Origin of the sequence: Mycobacterium sp. DL592 (assembly GCF_011694515.1) — a bacterium.
Lineage (GTDB): Bacteria > Actinomycetota > Actinomycetes > Mycobacteriales > Mycobacteriaceae > Mycobacterium.
Window position 1 is genome coordinate 3,628,591 of record NZ_CP050192.1, and the last position, 15,547, is coordinate 3,644,137.

Here is a 15,547-nt window from a genome sequence, read left to right on the forward strand (position 1 = left end):
ACCACCTATGAGGCTGCCGATATGACCAACACCCTTCCCTCCACGCCGAAAAGCGCACGCGTCCGCGACAGCGCGGTCGGCGCCTACAAGCACAAGCGCTCCGCCACCGACATCGGCCTAGCGCTCATCACCCCACTGCTGGGACAGGAGTTCCTGGACCGCTACAACCTGCGCGACCCCCTCAACCGGGGCATCAAGTACGGCGTCAAGCAGGCGTTCTCCACCGCCGGCGCCACCACCCGCCAGTTCAAGAAGATCCAGGGCCTGGGCAAGGAGCCGACCCGTCTGCGCACCAGTGGCGCCGACTACTTCGACCTGACCCCCGACGACGACCAGAAGATGATCGTCGAGACGGTCCGCGAATTCGCCGACGAGATCCTGCGGCCGGCCGCCCACGACGCCGACGAGGCGGCTGCCTATCCCGCCGACCTGATCGCCAAGGCCGCCGAACTCGGCATCACCGCGATCAACGTGCCCGAGGACTTCGACGGCATCGCCGAGCACCGCACGACGGTCACCAATGCACTGGTGGCCGAGGCTCTGTCCTACGGCGACATGGGACTTGCGCTGCCGATCCTGGCACCAGGTGGTGTCGCGTCGGCTCTGACGCACTGGGGCAGCGCCGACCAACAGGCGACCTACCTCGCGGAGTTCGCCGGCGAGAACGTGCCGCAGGCCTGCGTCGCGATCGCCGAACCGCACGCCCTGTTCGATCCCACCGCGCTGAAGACCACCGCGGTACGCACGCCCAGCGGCTACCGCCTCGACGGCGTCAAGTCGTTGGTGCCCGCCGCGGCCGACGCCGAATTGTTCATCGTGGCAGCACAACTCAACGGCAAGCCCGCGCTGTTCATCGTCGAGGCGTCGACCGCCGGGGTGTCGGTGAAGGCCGACCGCAGCATGGGCATTCGCGCCGCCGCGCTGGGCCGGGTGGAACTGGACAAGGTGACCGTCCCGCTCTCGGCGCGCCTCGGTGAGGACGGCGCCACCGACAGCGACTACTCAGAAGCCATCGCGCTGGCCCGATTGGGTTGGGCCGCACTGGCGGTCGGCACATCGCACGCGGTGCTCGACTACGTCATCCCCTATGTCAAGGAACGGGAGGCGTTCGGCGAGCCGATCGCCCGCCGCCAGGCAGTGGCGTTCATGTGCGCCAACATCGCCATCGAACTCGACGGCCTGCGGCTGATCACCTGGCGCGGCGCGTCCCGGGCCGAGCAGGGCCTGCCGTTCGCGCGGGAGGCCGCCCTGGCCAAGAAACTCGGCTCCGACAAGGCCATGCAGATCGGGCTGGACGGCGTCCAGCTGCTCGGCGGCCACGGCTTCACCAAAGAACACCCGGTCGAGCGCTGGTACCGCGATCTGCGGGCCATCGGCGTCGCCGAGGGTGTCGTGGTCCTCTAGATCCTCTCCAGACGAACGGAAAAGACTGTCATGGCAATCAATCTGGAAATGCCGCGCAAGCTGGAAGCCGTGATCGAGAAGGCACACCAGGCCGCCGCGGAGATGCTTCGCCCGATCTCGCGCAAGTACGACCTCAACGAGCACGCCTACCCCGTCGAGCTCGACACGCTGGCCACGCTGTTCGAGGGCCTCTCGGAGGCCAACACGATCTCGTTCGCCGGCACCGACGCGTTCCGCGACAGCGAGGACGGCCCCAAGGGAAATGTCAACGGCGGCAACATGTCCGCGCTGCTCAACTCACTCGAGATCTCCTGGGGTGACATCGCACTGCTGCTGTCGGTGCCCCGTCAGGGCCTGGGCAACGCGGCGATCGCGGGAGTGGCCACCGACGAGCAGCTCGAACGGCTCGGCAAGAACGTCTGGGCGGCGATGGCCATTACCGAGCCCTCGTTCGGCTCGGACTCCGCGGCAGTGACGACCACCGCCGTGCTCGATGGTGACGAGTACGTCATCAACGGCGAAAAGATCTACGTCACAGCGGGATCGCGCGCCACCCACATCGTGGTGTGGGCGACACTCGACAAGTCCAAGGGCCGCGCGGCGATCAAGTCGTTCATCGTGCCGCGGGAGTACCCCGGCGTCACCGTCGAGCGCCTCGAGCACAAGCTCGGCATCAAGGCCTCCGACACCGCCGCGATCCGCTTCGAGAACGTCCGCATCCCCAAGGACAACCTGCTCGGCAGCCCGGAGATCCAGGTCGAGAAGGGCTTCGCCGGGGTGATGGAGACCTTCGACAACACCCGCCCGATCGTGGCGGCGATGGCGGTCGGCGTGGCGCGCGCCGCACTGGAGGAACTGCGCACCCTGCTGACCGAGGCGGGTGTGGAGATCTCCTACGACAAGCCCGCGCACGCCCAGAGCGCTCCGGCTGCGGAGTTCCTGCGGATGGAGGCCGACTGGGAGGCGGGCTACCTGCTGACCGTGCGTTCGGCGTGGCAGGCCGACAACTCGATCCCGAACTCCAAAGAAGCGTCGATGGGCAAGGCCAAGGCCGCCCGGGTGGCCAGCGACATCACCCTCAAGGCCGTCGAATTGGCAGGCACTGCAGGCTATTCCGAGCAGACACTGCTGGAGAAGTGGGCCCGCGACTCGAAGATTCTGGACATCTTCGAGGGCACCCAGCAGATCCAGCAGTTGGTGGTGGCCCGCAGGCTGCTCGGGATGTCGTCCACCGAGCTGAAGTAGTCAGACGACCGCGTTGAGCTCGTGCCGGGTCTGGTCATCGAGCTCGATGTCGGCCACGGCGAGGTTCTCCTCGAGGTGGCTCAGTGACGAGGTGCCCGGGATCAGCAGGACGTTGTCGGCGACGCTCAACGTCCAGGCCAGGGCGATCTGGGCCGGGGTGTAGCCAAGCCGGTGTGCGGCTTCCGTCACGAGCGGGTGGCTCAGCACCGGATTGACCTCATGGAACGCCGAGCCGAGCGGGAAGAACGGCACGAACGCGATATCGCGTGCGATGCACTCGTCGAGCACGGACTGTGACGAGCGGTCGACGAGGTTGAACGGGTTTTGCACACAAGCGATCTCGGTGATCTCCAGTGCGTGTAGCAGCTGTTCGTAGCTGACGTTGCTCGGCCCGATCCCGCCGATCAGCCCGTCGTCGCGGGCCTGCATCATAGCGCCGATCTGATCGGTGAACAGCTGGCTGGGTTCGTCCTCACCGAGGACCCGCAGGTTGACCGCGGCAAGGTGGTCGACGCCCAGGCTGCGCAGGTTGTCCTCGATCCCGGCGCGCAGCCGGTGCGGCTCGGCGTCGGGCAGCCAGTCACCGACTTCGTCGCGGCGCGCCCCCACCTTGCTGACCAGGGCCAGGTTGTCCGGGTACGGGTGTAGCGCTTCGCGGATCAGTTCGTTGGCGACGTCTGGTCCGTAGAACTGCGCGGTGTCGATGTGGTCGACGCCGGAGTCGACCGCGCGGCGCAGCACCGCCAGCGCCTGGTCGCGGTCTTTGGGCGGACCGAAGACTCCGGGTCCTGGCAGCTGCATGGCGCCGAACCCGACCCGGTGAACATCGAAACCCGCGAGCGGAAAGCGTGGCATGACAACCAGCGTAGGCCGCTGCTCTGGCTCAGCCGAGAGCCCGCACCTCACACGGCACACCGTTGACGACCTGGGTGTTGCTCGGGACGTCGAGGAGGTCCGGCGGATTGAGCAGGTTCGAGTTCACGCCGGGATGGGCGTTGGCCACGCTCAGGCGGCTGCCCGGCTGGGCGTGACCCCATCCGTGCGGCAGGGACACCACGCCGGGCATCATCTCGTCGCTGACCTCGACAGGTACCGAGACTTTGCCCTCCGAGGTGCTGACTTCGGCAGGGTCACCGTCGCTCAGCCCGATCCGACCCGCGTCGTCCGGATGGATCAGCAGCGTGCACCGCTCGCGCCCCCGCATCAGTGACGGCACATTATGTAGCCAGGAGTTGTTGGATCGCAGATGCCGCCGGCTGGTCAGCACCAGGGTCTCGTCGGCCCGGTCGAGTCGGGCACGCAGCCGGGGTACGTCGTCGACGAAGAGATCATGCACCAGTTCGACGGCGCCCGACGGTGTGCTCACTGCGGCGTCCAGCCGGCCGGCCTCGAGTTCACCGAGACGCAGACCGTCGGGGTGAGAGCGCAGCACGTCCAGGGTCAGGCCGCCAGGGTTGGTTCCCAGGCCGTCACCCCACGGTCCGCTGCGCACGTAGAGGTCGTAAATCCGTTCCGGTCCTTGCCCTTTCAGGATTGCCATCACCTCGTTGGGGTCACGGCCCGTCAACGGTGTGCCGGGCTGCGTGCACAGGGTCGCAACCAATCCCCCGGTATAGAGCTCATCCATCGCCGCCACGTCGACCTCGGGCACCGGCGTGCCCAGCAGTGCGCCGGCCAGCCGCAGCAGCACCTCCCACTCCGCCGGCCTCGCGGGTTCGGTGGCGAACACCGGCTCGGACCACTTCAGGCACGACGACAGCGCGTACATCCAGTACAGGTCGTCGGCGTGCGGGCGTTCCAGCGGAGACAGACCCGGGAAGATGACGTGCGCGTGGCGGGTGGTCTCGTTAAGCCAATTGTCCACGCAGACAAGCGCGTCCAGGGATCCCAGCGCTTCGTCGATGCGGCCGGCGGCCGGGGCCGAGACGGCCGGGTTGCCTGCGACCGTGATCAGCCCTCGGATGCGGCCATCGCCCGGCGTCGTGATCTCCTCGGCCAGGCAGCTCACCGGGTACTGCCCCAACACTTCACCGACACCGCGCACCCGCGAAGCGAACCTGCCGAACTCCCAGCGCGCTCCGGTCTGGTCGGGCGGCTTCATGAACATCGGCGAGTACACCGCGGGCACCGGGAAGACCGCTCCCCCGAGCCGGTCGACGGCGCCGAGTGCGGTGTTGAGGACGAACACCAGCCAAGTGGCCAGCGTGCCGAACTCCTGGGTGCACGCCCCGATCCGGCTGTACAGCACGGGATTCGACGCCGCGGCAAGCTCCTGGGCGAGCCTGCGAATGACCGCAGCGGGTACGCCACTGGGCCCGGCGACCGCTTCCGGGGTGAACGGCTCGGCGAGCGCGATTACCTCGTCGAGACCGTGCACCTTGCCGTGCAGATGCGGATGCTCGCGCAGCAACCCGTCGGCGGCCAGGGTGCGCAGGATCGCGAACAACACCAGCGCGTCGGTGCCTGGGCGGATCGGCACCCACTCGGAGGCACGTTGGGCGGTTTCGGTGCGCCGAGGGTCGAGCACGACCACCGAACCGCCCCGGCGGCGGATCGCCGCCAGGTGGCCGACGACGTTGGGGGCAGAGAGCATCGACCCTTGGGAGGCAGCCGGATTGGCGCCGATCACGACGAGGTGGTCGGTGCGTTCGAGGTCGGGGATCGGCGCATTCCACATGCCGCCGAACAGCAGTGTTCCGACGACGTTGAGCGGCCATTGGTCGACGGTGCCCGGCGAGTAGTACGCGCCCATGCCCGCTGCGGCACCCATCCCGACCAATGCCCCGATGTAGGTGGCCAGCGAGAGATTGTGTGCCACCGGGTTGCCGACGTAGACCGACACCGCCCGGGCGCCGTCGGTGTCGAGAATCGGCCGGAGGACGCGTTCCGATTCGGCGAACGCCTCGTCCCAGGAGACGGCGACGTGGGTTCCGTTGGGCTGCTTGACCATCGGCGTGCGCAGCCGGTCGGGATCGGTATGCAGGTGGCCCAGGGCGGTGCCCTTCGGGCAGATGTGTCCAGCGGAGAAGACGTCGTCGGGATTGCCGCGGATGTCGGTGACCTCCCCGTCGCGGACGCTGACACGGAGTCCGCACATGGCCTCGCACAGCGGGCAGGTCACCCGGTGTACGGTCTGCGCAACTTCATCCGACAGTTGTCTGGACACTTGTCCATGTTAGGGGTGCGCGCTCGGCTTCACAACGGTGCCCGACATACAGAAGCGGGCCGCCGGCAGATGCCGACGGCCCGCTTCCGACTAGTTGTGTCTCAGGCGGCGCCGAGAACGCGCTGCAGATCCGGCTTCATGGCCTGCAGTTCACGGCCCCAGTACGCCCAGTTGTGCGTGCCGTTGTCCGGGAAGTTGAACACGCCGTTGGTACCACCGGCCGCGAGGTAGTTGTCGCGGAAGGTGATGTTGGTCCGGATGGTCAGGCCCTCCAGGAACGTGGCGGGCACGTCGCCGCCACCGAGCTCGTTGGGCTTGCCGTTGCCGCAGTAGATCCAGATGCGGGTGCCGTTGGCGACGATCTTGGGGATCTGGACCATCGGGTCGTTGCGCAACCAGCCACTGTTCGGATCCTGGGTGGGTCCCCACATGTCGTTGGCCTTGAAGCCGCCGGCATCACCCATCGAGATGTTGATCAGGAACGGCCACGAGCCCTCGGACGGGTTCAGGAAGCCCGACAGCGACGCGGCATAGACGAACTGCTGGGGGTGGTAGACCGACAGGATCAGCGAAGCCGAGCCGGCCATCGACAGACCGACGGCAGCGCTGCCGGTGGCCTTGACCTGACGGTTGGCCGCCAGCCACTGGGGCAGCTCCTGGGTCAGGAAGGTCTCCCACTTATAGGTCTGGCAACCGGTCTTGCCGCAGGCCGGCGAGTACCAGTCAGCGTAGAAGCTGGACTGCCCACCGACGGGCATGACGATCGACAGACCCGACTGGTAGTACCACTCGAAGGCCTGGGTGTTGATGTCCCAGCCGTTGTAGTCGTCCTGAGCGCGAAGGCCGTCGAGCAGATAGACAGCAGGGGAGTTCGGGCCACCGCTCTGGAACTGAATGCGGATGGTGTGGCCCATACCGGCCGACGGCACATCCAGGTACTCCACCGGCAGACCGGGGCGCGAGAACGCCCCTGCCGTTGCCGAACCGCCCACCAGGCCGATCAGGCCCGGAAGCGCCGCCGTCAGGACGGCCGCGATCGCGAATCGACGCGGGAGACCGCGCACCTTGTCGAACAGGGATTTCACCAATCCACCCCAGCTTTCTATGACCCCGCTTGTTGGGACTGCAGGAATGAGTAAAACACGTTGTCGCGAGGGTGTGAAAGTCCGCGGCGTGGCGCATTCGCGTTTCGGCTCTTGTCAGCACATCAAACAAAAACTAAAGTCACTTTTAGTTTTCTCACTGCCCACACCCCCCCGCCTACCTCGGGAGATTCCATGGAATCGTTCACCCACCTGCGTAAAGGCAAGACTCCGCGCCGGGTTCACGCTGACCTCGACGGCCTCAAGGACGACGAGCTGGGCCGGGGTGGGTTCACCGGGCGGACGGCCAACATATATCGGCGCAACGATCCCACCGAATTTCGCGCCACAGGTCCGCTACGACCGGTGGATGTCCTGGCAAGCGAGCTCAAACCGGCCGACGCCACCGAGGCGACCGGCGCACCGCTGCTGTTGTTCTCCAACGCCGACTGCCGGATTTCGCTGAGCCGGCGCAGCGAAGCCATGCCGTTCCACGTCCGCTATATCGACGGTGACCTGCTGTGCTTCGTCCACCAGGGCTCCGGGCGCCTGGAAACCGAGTTCGGGCCGCTCTCCTACCGCACCGGTGACTGGATCTATATCCCGAAGGCATGTACGTGGCGGCAACTGCCTGGCGCCGGTGGGCTGGAGCGTCGCGACTCGGGGAAGAGCTCAGAGAGCACCTGGCTGATCATCGAGGCCACCGACGAGTTTCGGGTGCCCCCGGCAGGCCCACTGGGCAGGCACTGGCCGTTCGACCCGTCCCAGGCCGTCATTCCCGAACCGGAAGCCATCGAGGACGACGGCCGGGAGGTATACGAGGTGCGGCTCTACCACCGTCCCGTCGACGGCGTCGAGACCACGACACTGATCTATCCGCACAATCCGATCGACGTCGAAGGCTGGCGCGGGGACAACTACGCGTTCACCTTCAATATCTCCGATTACAACGTCATCACCTCCGACAGCGTCCATCTGCCGCCGACCGTTCACCTCTTCATGCAGGCCACCGGCGTCTACGTCTGCAACTTCCTGCCCAAACCGGCCGAGACCGTCCCCGGCACCGAGCGCACCCCCTGGTATCACCGCAATGTCGATTTCGACGAGATCGCGTTCTTCCACGGCGGCTCTCTGTACGGAATCCCGATGCCGCCGGGACTGATCAGTCATGCACCCCAGGGCGTGCATCACGGTGCGCCGGAGAAGGCCCGCGAACGTGCCCGGCGCAAGTTCGACGACTACACCAGCGTCGACTGGCAGGTGATCGCGATCGACACCCGGCAGCGGCTGACGCCGTCTCCGGAAGTTCTTGCCAATGATCTGGGGCAACACTGATGGTCACACCGGTCAAGCGGGCCTACGAGCGCATCCCGTATCTCATTGCCTACCAGAATGATTCGGGCGTCCGGGACGTCTACGGCGGAGTCGCCGAACTGGTGGTGCTGGAAAGCTATCTACTCAAGCCGGCGACCCCGTCCGATACCGTCTTGGTGTTCATGCACCCGATCGGCGGCGGCGCCTACCTGCCGATGATCAACGCGTTGGCCCGCGCCGGCCACCACGTCATCTACTGCAACAGCCGCTTCCGCGGCACCGACTCCGCGTTGCTGATGGAGAAGGTGGTCCAGGATCTCGGCGAGGCGGTCAAGGACGCCAAGAACCGGCTCGGCTACTCGAAGGTGGTGCTGGCCGGCTGGAGCGGCGGCGGCTCGCTGTCGATGTTCTACCAGCAGCAGGCGCAGAACCCGACCATCACCGCCAGCCCATCCGGTGATGGCCCCGACCTGACCACCCTGGGCCTCATCCCGGCCGACGGCATCATGCTGCTGGCCGCACACATCAGCCGCCACGGCACGCTGACCGAGTGGCTCGACGCCTCGATCCTCGACGAGTCCGACCCCACCAAGCGCGATCCCGAACTCGACCTCTACAACCCCGCCAACCCCAACCAGCCGCCCTACAGCGCCGAGTTCCTCGCCCGCTACCGCCAGGCGCAGATCGACCGCAACCGGCGTATCACCACATGGGTCAAGGACAAACTGGCCGAGCTCAAGGCCGCCGGCCGGCCCGACGACGAATATGCGTTCGTGGTGCATGGCACCATGGCCGACCCGCGGTGGCTCGACCCCGCCGTTGACCCCAACGATCGCACCCCCGGCACCTGCTATCTGGGCGATCCCGCCGTGGTCAACATGAGCCCGATCGGCCTGGCCCGGTTCTGTTCGCTACGCAGCTGGCTGTCGCAGTGGAGCTACGACGACGCCAACGGCGACGGCGTGCAGTGCGGCGCGGACATCACGGTGCCCGCCCTGGTGATCGGCAACCTCGCCGACGACGCGTGCACGCCCAGCCACACCCGGCGGCTGTTCGAGGCGATCGGCCATCCGGACAAGGAGATGCACGAGATCGAAGGTGCCAACCACTACTACTCCGGTCCCGACCAGCGTGAGACGCTGGCCAGGGCGGTCGGCGTGGTGACCGACTGGTTGGTGCGACACGATTTCGCGAAGGCGGACTAGATGGAACCTGAGCGCAGGAGCAAGAGCCGAAACACCGCGCCACCCACCGGCGCACTCGACGGCATTCGCGTCATCGAGGTCGGCACGCTGATCTCAGGACCGTTCGCCGGGCGGCTGCTCGGCGACATGGGTGCCGACGTCATCAAGATCGAACCGCCGGGCTCCCCCGATCCGGTGCGCACCTGGGGCCAGGCTGAAGTCGACGGCCACCACTTCTTCTGGACGGTGCACGCGCGCAACAAGAAATCGGTCACCCTCAATCTGCGCAAGCCCCGCGGTCGCGAGCTGTTCCTCAAGCTCGTCGAGCGCTCCGACATCATCGTCGAGAACTTCCGCCCCGGCACCCTGGAGAAGTGGGAGCTGGGCTATGACGTTCTGCGCCAACACAATAAGGGCATCATCCTGGTTCGGGTCTCCGGCTACGGGCAGACCGGGCCGGACGCCAACAAGGCCGGGTACGCGTCGGTGGCCGAGGCCGCCAGCGGCCTGCGCCACATGAACGGCTTCCCCGGCGGCCCCCCGCCGCGCCTGGCCCTGTCGCTGGGCGACAGCCTCGCCGGGATGTTCGCCACGCAGGGCGCACTGGCCGCGCTCTACCGGCGCACCGTCACCGGCGAAGGCCAGGTCGTCGACACCGCCCTCACCGAGGCCTGCCTGGCCATCCAGGAGTCCACCATCCCGGACTACGACGTCGGCGGGATCGTGCGCGGGCCGTCGGGCACCCGGCTGGAAGGTATTGCGCCGTCGAACATCTACCGCAGCGCCGACGGCAGCTGGGTGGTGATCGCCGCCAATCAGGACACCGTCTTCCGCCGGTTGTGTGCGGCCATGGGACAACCCGAGCTGGCCACCGACGACCGGTTCGTCGACCACGTCGCGCGCGGACGCAATCAGGACGAACTGGACAAGATCATCGGCGACTGGGCCGCCCAGCGTCAGCCGCACGACATCATCGACACCCTTAGCGAAGCCGGTGTGATCAGCGGACCGATCAACACCGTCGCCGAGGTGGTGCGCGATCCGCAACTGCGGGCCCGCGGCATGCTGGTCGAGCACTACGACGAGGGCATCGGCCGAAACGTGCTGGGCCCGGGCATCATCCCGGTGTTGTCGGAGACCCCCGGCAGTGTGCGCAACGCCGGACCCGCCCGGCCCGGCCAGCACAACAGCGAGGTGTACGGCGACCTACTGGGACTCAAAGCCGCCGATATCGCCGACCTGGAATTCCAGGGGGTGCTGTGACCGCGCTGCCCTCACACGTCACGATCCGCGAAGTCGCGCTGCGCGACGGACTGCAGATCGAGGCGCCGATTCCGTTGAGCGCCAAACTCGAACTGTTGGCCGCGATCGCAGCCACCGGCGTTCGCGAGGTCGAAGCCACCGCGTTCGTCTCGCCGTCGAAGGTGCCCGCACTGGCCGATGCCCCTGAGCTGGCGGCCCACCTGGGTGACTATCCCGACATCGAGTTCTCGGCCCTGGTGGCCAGTGCCAACGGCGCCACGCGGGCCGTCGCCGCAGGCCTGCGGTCCGTGGAATACGTTGTGTCGGCGGCTGACGGGCACAGCCGGGCCAATGTCGGACGCACCAGCGCGGAGGCCACCGCCCAGATCGCCGACATCGTGGCGATCGCCCACGACTCGGGGGTCAGTGTCGAGGTGATCATCGCGACCGCGTGGGACTGTCCGTTCGACGGGCCGACCCCGCCGCAGCGGGTGCTCGACATCGTCGACGCCGCTTGCGATTCCGGGGCGGACCGGCTGGCGATCGCCGACACCATCGGTACCACCACACCCGGGCGGGTGACGGCCCTGGTGAACCAGGTGCGGCCACGCATCGGCGAACTGCCGTTGGGCGCGCATTTCCACAACACCCGCGGTGCCGGGCTGGCCAGCGCGTACGCCGCGGTCGCCGCCGGGGTCAGCCGGCTGGACTCCTCGGTCGGCGGCCTGGGCGGCTGCCCGTTCGCCCCCGGCGCCAGCGGCAATATCGCCACCGAAGACCTCGCCTACCTGTTGCGTGACAGCAGGATCGACACCGGTGTCGACCTGGCCGCGGCCATCGACGCCGCCCGCGTCGCACAATCCGTCGTCGGACACGAGTTGCCCAGCGCACTGCTGCGCGCCGGTGACCGGATCCTCGACTGAGGATGGACTCGACCCGGGTGGACCGCTGGCTGTGGTCAGTGCGGCTGGCCAAGACCCGGCCCGACGCCGCCGCCGCGTGCCGGGGCGGACATGTCCGCATCAACGACCGGCTGGCCAAGCCGTCGACCATGGTGTCCCCCGGCGACGAGGTGCGTGCCCTGATCGGCAGCACTACCCGGACCGTCATCGTGCAGCGAGTCATTCAGAAACGGGTCGGGGCGGCGGACGCCGTGACGTGTTATCTCGACCGCACCCCCCCGCCGCCACCGGCGTCGGCCGTGCCGGTGGCCGCCCGCGACCGCGGTGCCGGCCGGCCGACCAAGCGCGAACGCCGAATTCTGGACAAATGGCGCGCGAGCCTGCGGTGACAGGGCCGACGAGGAACCCGTCGCCCCCGCGAACGCTGAGCACAAAAGGGCGCCAGACCCAGCAGGCCATCGAAGACGCCTCCCGAAAACTGTTCGCCGAGCGAGGCTTCCACGGCACCACCCTGTCGGACATCACCTCCGCGGCTGGCAAGTCGCCTGCGGCGTTCTACCGCTACTTCGCCGACAAAGAGGACTTGCTGGCCGCCCTTGCCGAGGAGTTCCTGCGTGACGTGGTGCTGCCGTCCGGGCTACGGGTGCACCTGCCCGAGTCACCCCAGGACGACGGCTTCTTTCACACGGTGGTGAGCGCGTACTGGGAGATGTTCAAGGCCAACATCGGCATCATGGTGGCCGTGGACCAACTCGCCGCCACCCAGCCACGCTTCGCCGCGTTGCAGAACCAGTTCCGCCGCTTCGGCATCGACATCATCGCCGCGTCGGTGCTGCGCGCCCAGGAGCAGGGCCACGCCGGTGGGATCAACGCCGAGCACACCGGGCTGGCGATCGCGCTGCTCTTCGAACAGTTCACCACGGTGTGCCTGCGTCCCGACACCACCGGCCTCGGGGTCCGACTCGCCGATGCCGAGGCCATCACCACCCTGTCCACCATTTGGAAGAAGACCCTGTACGGCTTCTAGAAGAAAGCAAGGAGATCATCGTGGATTTCACGCTGCCCGAACACCTTCCACCACTTCTCGCCGAGATGGACGCTTTCATCGAGGCCGAGATCAAACCGCTCGAACGTGAGCACATGCAGTACTTCGACCGGCGCCGCGAGTTCGCCAGGACCGACGTCGACAACGGCGGTATCCCGCGGCGGGAATGGGAAGATCTGCTCGACGAGATGCGCCGCCGCGCCGATGCGGCCGGCTGGCTGCGCTACGGCCTGCCCTCGAAGTTCGGTGGCCGAGACGGCAGCAACCTCGATATGGCCGTCATCCGGGAACACTTGGCCCACAAGGGTCTCGGGCTGCACAACGACCTCCAGGACGAGTCGTCCATTGTCGGCAACTTCCCCCAGGTCATCATGATGGATCGGTTCGGCACCGACGATCAGAAGAAGGACTGGATCGAAGCCATGCTGACCGGCAAGCGGTCGATGGCGTTCGGGCTGACCGAACCCGACCACGGTTCCGATGCCACCTGGCTGGAGACGCGTGCCGAACGCGACGGCCAGGACTGGGTGATCAACGGCACCAAACGCTGGAACACCGGTGTGCACCGCGCCACCCACGATCTGGTGTTCGCCCGCACCTCCGGCGAGCCGGGCCAGGCCCGCGGCATCACCGCGTTCCTGGTCCCCTGCGACACCAAGGGATTCGAGGTGCCCTACTACTGGTGGACCTTCAACATGCCCAGCGACCACGCCGAGGTGGAACTGCATGACGTGCGGGTGCCCGCCGACGCGGTGCTCGGCCAGCTCGACCACGGGCTGGAAGTGGCCCAGACGTTCCTGCACGAGAACAGGATTCGTCAGGCCGCGAGCAGCCTGGGTGCCGCGCAGTACTGCATCGACCGGGCGGTGGAGTACGCCGGGCAGCGTGTCACCTTCGGCAAGCCGCTGTCGGTGAACCAGGCCATCCAGTGGCCGCTGGTGGAGCTGCAGACCGAGGCGCAGATGGTGCGGCTGCTGGTGTATTACGCCGCGTGGGAGCTGGACCGCAATCACCATCTCGAGGTCTCCGACAAGGTGTCGATGGCCAACTACCGGGCCAACCGGCTGGTGTGCGAGGCCGCCGACCGGGCCATGCAGGTGCACGGCGGCGTCGGCTACAGCCGCCATGAACCGTTCGAGCACATCTACCGGCACCACCGCCGCTACCGGATCACCGAGGGCGCCGAGGAGATTCAGATCCGCCGGGTGGCCCAGCGGATGTTCAAGTTCGGAAAGCCGGCCCGCTGACGTGGCAGCCGAACAACTCGCCGCCGACCTCACCGCAGTGCTGCGCCCACTACTCGGCGACACCACTGAGGTGGCGAACCTGCGGGCGCTGACCGGCGGGGCCAGCCGCACCACGTGGGCCTTCGAGGCCCTGACCGGATCGGCGCGGCGCGCGCTGATCCTGCGCACCGGCCCACCCGACGACGTCCACGCCGGCATGGAACTCGAGGCGGCGGTGCAGGCCGCGGCCGCCGAGACCGGGGCACCGGTGCCCACCATCATCGCCGCGTCCAATTCGGCTGCAGCACTGGGCAATCCGTTTCTGATCTGCGACGAGATCGCCGGCGAGACGATAGTCCGGCGTATCCAGCGCATCCTCGACGACGACGGCCGCGCAAGCTTGTTGCGGCAATGCGCGGCAGCCCTGGCCGCCATTCACCGCGCCCGCATCGACGCACCCGATCTCGCCGAGCAGGAGCAGCTCGGCGAATGGCATCAGCGCCTCGACGAAATGGGCGACACCACAGCCACATTCGAGTGGGCCTTCCGGTGGCTGGCCGCCAACCGGCCACCGCGCTCCGCCTCGGTTCTGGTGCACGGCGACTTCCGGATGGGCAACCTCATCGTGGACGGCTCGAATCTGGCCGCGGTGCTGGACTGGGAGCTGGTGCACATCGGCGAGATCTACGAGGATCTGGCCTGGTTCTGCATCCGAGCCTGGCGATTCGGCGCACCCGCGAGCCGCGCGGCAGGCGGCCTGGGAAGTATCGACGAGTTCGTCTCGGCCTACCAGCAGGCCGGCGGCGCGCCCATCGACCGGGAGGCGCTGCGCTGGTGGCTGGTGCTGGCGACGCTGCGCTGGGGGGTGATCTGCCGATTCCAGGCCGAACGTCACCTGTCGGGCCAGAGCCGCTCGGTGGAACTGGCCGCGATCGGCAGGCGGGTCTGCGAGACCGAGTGGGATGTGCTCGATCTGCTGGAGGGTGTGTCATGAGCGGGCTCAACGGGCGGCCGACCGCGGCCGAACTCGTCGCGGCCGTGGCAGAGTTCCTCGAAGGCGACGTCCGCGCAAACACCAGCGGGTCAGTCAATTTCCATGCGCTGGTTGCGGTCAATGTGCTGCGCACGGTCGAACGCGAACTACTCGACCGCAGCGCAGCCGAGCCATTGTCGGCCCTGGCCGCGCTCGGCTACCCCGACGAGGACGCATTGGCGGCCGCGATCCGCGCCGGCGACCTCGACGACCGCGCCGAGGACGTCGTGCCGTGTCTGCGGGCTCTGGTGCGTCATCGCCTGAACATCGCCCATCCCGGCTATGACAGGCCCGACACAGGAGCGCCATGACCCGAACCGAGATCCTCGACGTCGCCGACCGGTTGTTCGCCGCCATCGAGAACGGTGACATCCCCACCCTGACCGCATTGTGGTCCGACGACGTGGTCGTGTGGCGCCAGGGCGGTGGACGCGAACGCGACAAGCCGCGGGCCCTGGGCGTCATCGAGTGGTTCGTCGGCGCCACCACCGCGCGGCGCTACGAAGTCCTCGACCGCGAGGCCTTCGATACCGGCTTCGTCCAGCAGCACATCCTGCACGCCAGCACCCGGAGCGGTGAAAGTGTGGCGCTGCGGGTGTGTCTGGTGGTGAAGTTGACCGAGGACGGCCTGATCCGGCGCATCGACGAATACCTCGATCCCGCCGAACTGGACCCGCTGTTGCGCTGAGCTGCGAGGAGACCAC

At 67.5% G+C, this 15,547-nt stretch carries 15 protein-coding genes; 12 read left to right on the forward strand and 3 right to left on the reverse strand.

All coding sequences use genetic code 11. The annotated features are described in order from the left end of the window. Window positions 1–21: 21 nt before the first annotated feature. Together HBE64_RS17460 and HBE64_RS17465 are read left to right on the forward strand one after the other, a co-directional pair. Window positions 22–1,404 carry an acyl-CoA dehydrogenase family protein gene (locus HBE64_RS17460; protein ID WP_167104816.1) on the forward strand — a complete coding sequence of 461 codons (1,383 nt, stop codon included), beginning with the start codon at window positions 22–24 and terminating at the stop codon, window positions 1,402–1,404. A gap of 30 nt (window positions 1,405–1,434) precedes the next feature. Continuing rightward, window positions 1,435–2,649, forward strand: coding sequence for an acyl-CoA dehydrogenase family protein (locus tag HBE64_RS17465; RefSeq protein WP_167104819.1), 1,215 nt, complete (start codon window positions 1,435–1,437; stop codon window positions 2,647–2,649). Here HBE64_RS17465 and HBE64_RS17470 read toward each other — a convergent pair whose 3' ends face one another. The 3 genes from HBE64_RS17470 to HBE64_RS17480 all read right to left on the reverse strand — a co-directional run bounded on the left by HBE64_RS17470 (window position 2,650) and on the right by HBE64_RS17480 (window position 6,900). Continuing rightward, on the reverse strand, window positions 2,650–3,504 hold the full coding sequence (locus HBE64_RS17470) for an oxidoreductase (RefSeq protein WP_167104822.1): 855 nt from the start codon (window positions 3,502–3,504) through the stop codon (window positions 2,650–2,652). Between the two features lie 28 nt (window positions 3,505–3,532). Further along, the gene (locus HBE64_RS17475; protein ID WP_167109361.1) at window positions 3,533–5,746 is read right to left on the reverse strand and encodes a molybdopterin-dependent oxidoreductase; all 2,214 of its coding nucleotides are present in this window, start codon (window positions 5,744–5,746) and stop codon (window positions 3,533–3,535) included. Window positions 5,747–5,916: 170 nt separating this feature from the next. Further along, a complete protein-coding gene (locus HBE64_RS17480) occupies window positions 5,917–6,900 on the reverse strand; it encodes an esterase family protein (RefSeq protein WP_167104825.1) in 984 nt (327 codons plus the stop codon). 192 nt (window positions 6,901–7,092) lie between these two features. Between HBE64_RS17480 and HBE64_RS17485 the strand changes: the two genes are divergently transcribed. The 10 genes from HBE64_RS17485 to HBE64_RS17525 are packed head-to-tail and all read left to right on the forward strand — an operon-like array spanning window position 7,093 to window position 15,531. Further along, entirely contained in the window at window positions 7,093–8,232 is a 1,140-nt protein-coding gene (locus HBE64_RS17485) for a homogentisate 1,2-dioxygenase (protein WP_167104828.1), read from the forward strand. Further along, window positions 8,232–9,416 (forward strand): alpha/beta fold hydrolase, encoded by a 1,185-nt coding sequence (locus HBE64_RS17490; protein WP_167104831.1) that lies wholly within the window; start codon window positions 8,232–8,234, stop codon window positions 9,414–9,416. The genes HBE64_RS17485 and HBE64_RS17490 overlap by 1 nt, the downstream gene beginning before the upstream one ends. After that, window positions 9,417–10,658: a CaiB/BaiF CoA-transferase family protein gene (locus HBE64_RS17495; RefSeq protein WP_167104835.1), complete on the forward strand. Its 1,242-nt coding sequence runs from the start codon at window positions 9,417–9,419 to the stop codon at window positions 10,656–10,658. It abuts the gene before it with no gap. Continuing rightward, window positions 10,655–11,560 carry a hydroxymethylglutaryl-CoA lyase gene (locus HBE64_RS17500; protein ID WP_167104838.1) on the forward strand — a complete coding sequence of 302 codons (906 nt, stop codon included), beginning with the start codon at window positions 10,655–10,657 and terminating at the stop codon, window positions 11,558–11,560. Before HBE64_RS17495 ends, HBE64_RS17500 begins: the two co-directional genes overlap by 4 nt. A gap of 2 nt (window positions 11,561–11,562) precedes the next feature. Continuing rightward, the gene (locus HBE64_RS17505) at window positions 11,563–11,928 is read left to right on the forward strand and encodes an RNA-binding S4 domain-containing protein (RefSeq protein WP_167104841.1); all 366 of its coding nucleotides are present in this window, start codon (window positions 11,563–11,565) and stop codon (window positions 11,926–11,928) included. Beyond that, on the forward strand, window positions 11,907–12,566 hold the full coding sequence (locus HBE64_RS17510; protein ID WP_167104844.1) for a TetR/AcrR family transcriptional regulator: 660 nt from the start codon (window positions 11,907–11,909) through the stop codon (window positions 12,564–12,566). Before HBE64_RS17505 ends, HBE64_RS17510 begins: the two co-directional genes overlap by 22 nt. 20 nt (window positions 12,567–12,586) lie before the next feature. Further along, entirely contained in the window at window positions 12,587–13,831 is a 1,245-nt protein-coding gene (locus HBE64_RS17515) for an acyl-CoA dehydrogenase family protein (RefSeq protein ID WP_167104847.1), read from the forward strand. 1 nt (window position 13,832) lies between these two features. Further along, complete coding sequence (locus HBE64_RS17520; RefSeq protein ID WP_243841363.1) at window positions 13,833–14,804, forward strand: phosphotransferase family protein; 972 nt, start codon at window positions 13,833–13,835, stop codon at window positions 14,802–14,804. Continuing rightward, window positions 14,801–15,154: a DUF6285 domain-containing protein gene (locus HBE64_RS24775; protein WP_243841364.1), complete on the forward strand. Its 354-nt coding sequence runs from the start codon at window positions 14,801–14,803 to the stop codon at window positions 15,152–15,154. Before HBE64_RS17520 ends, HBE64_RS24775 begins: the two co-directional genes overlap by 4 nt. Then, entirely contained in the window at window positions 15,151–15,531 is a 381-nt protein-coding gene (locus HBE64_RS17525) for a nuclear transport factor 2 family protein (protein ID WP_167104850.1), read from the forward strand. Before HBE64_RS24775 ends, HBE64_RS17525 begins: the two co-directional genes overlap by 4 nt. Window positions 15,532–15,547 lie beyond the last annotated feature (16 nt).

Bases quoted from the DNA above. Each gene is read 5' to 3' on its own strand.
- HBE64_RS17475 (WP_167109361.1), bottom strand. From the start codon at position 5,746: ATGTGCGGACTCCGTGTCAGCGTCCGCGACGGGGAGGTCACCGACATC.
- HBE64_RS17485 (WP_167104828.1), top strand. From the start codon at position 7,093: ATGGAATCGTTCACCCACCTGCGTAAAGGCAAGACTCCGCGCCGGGTT.
- HBE64_RS17510 (WP_167104844.1), top strand. From the start codon at position 11,907: ATGGCGCGCGAGCCTGCGGTGACAGGGCCGACGAGGAACCCGTCGCCC.
- HBE64_RS17525 (WP_167104850.1), top strand. From the start codon at position 15,151: ATGACCCGAACCGAGATCCTCGACGTCGCCGACCGGTTGTTCGCCGCC.
- HBE64_RS24775 (WP_243841364.1), top strand. From the start codon at position 14,801: ATGAGCGGGCTCAACGGGCGGCCGACCGCGGCCGAACTCGTCGCGGCC.
- HBE64_RS17505 (WP_167104841.1), top strand. From the start codon at position 11,563: ATGGACTCGACCCGGGTGGACCGCTGGCTGTGGTCAGTGCGGCTGGCC.
- HBE64_RS17495 (WP_167104835.1), top strand. From the start codon at position 9,417: ATGGAACCTGAGCGCAGGAGCAAGAGCCGAAACACCGCGCCACCCACC.
- HBE64_RS17470 (WP_167104822.1), bottom strand. From the start codon at position 3,504: ATGCCACGCTTTCCGCTCGCGGGTTTCGATGTTCACCGGGTCGGGTTC.
- HBE64_RS17490 (WP_167104831.1), top strand. From the start codon at position 8,232: ATGGTCACACCGGTCAAGCGGGCCTACGAGCGCATCCCGTATCTCATT.
- HBE64_RS17465 (WP_167104819.1), top strand. From the start codon at position 1,435: ATGGCAATCAATCTGGAAATGCCGCGCAAGCTGGAAGCCGTGATCGAG.
- HBE64_RS17460 (WP_167104816.1), top strand. From the start codon at position 22: ATGACCAACACCCTTCCCTCCACGCCGAAAAGCGCACGCGTCCGCGAC.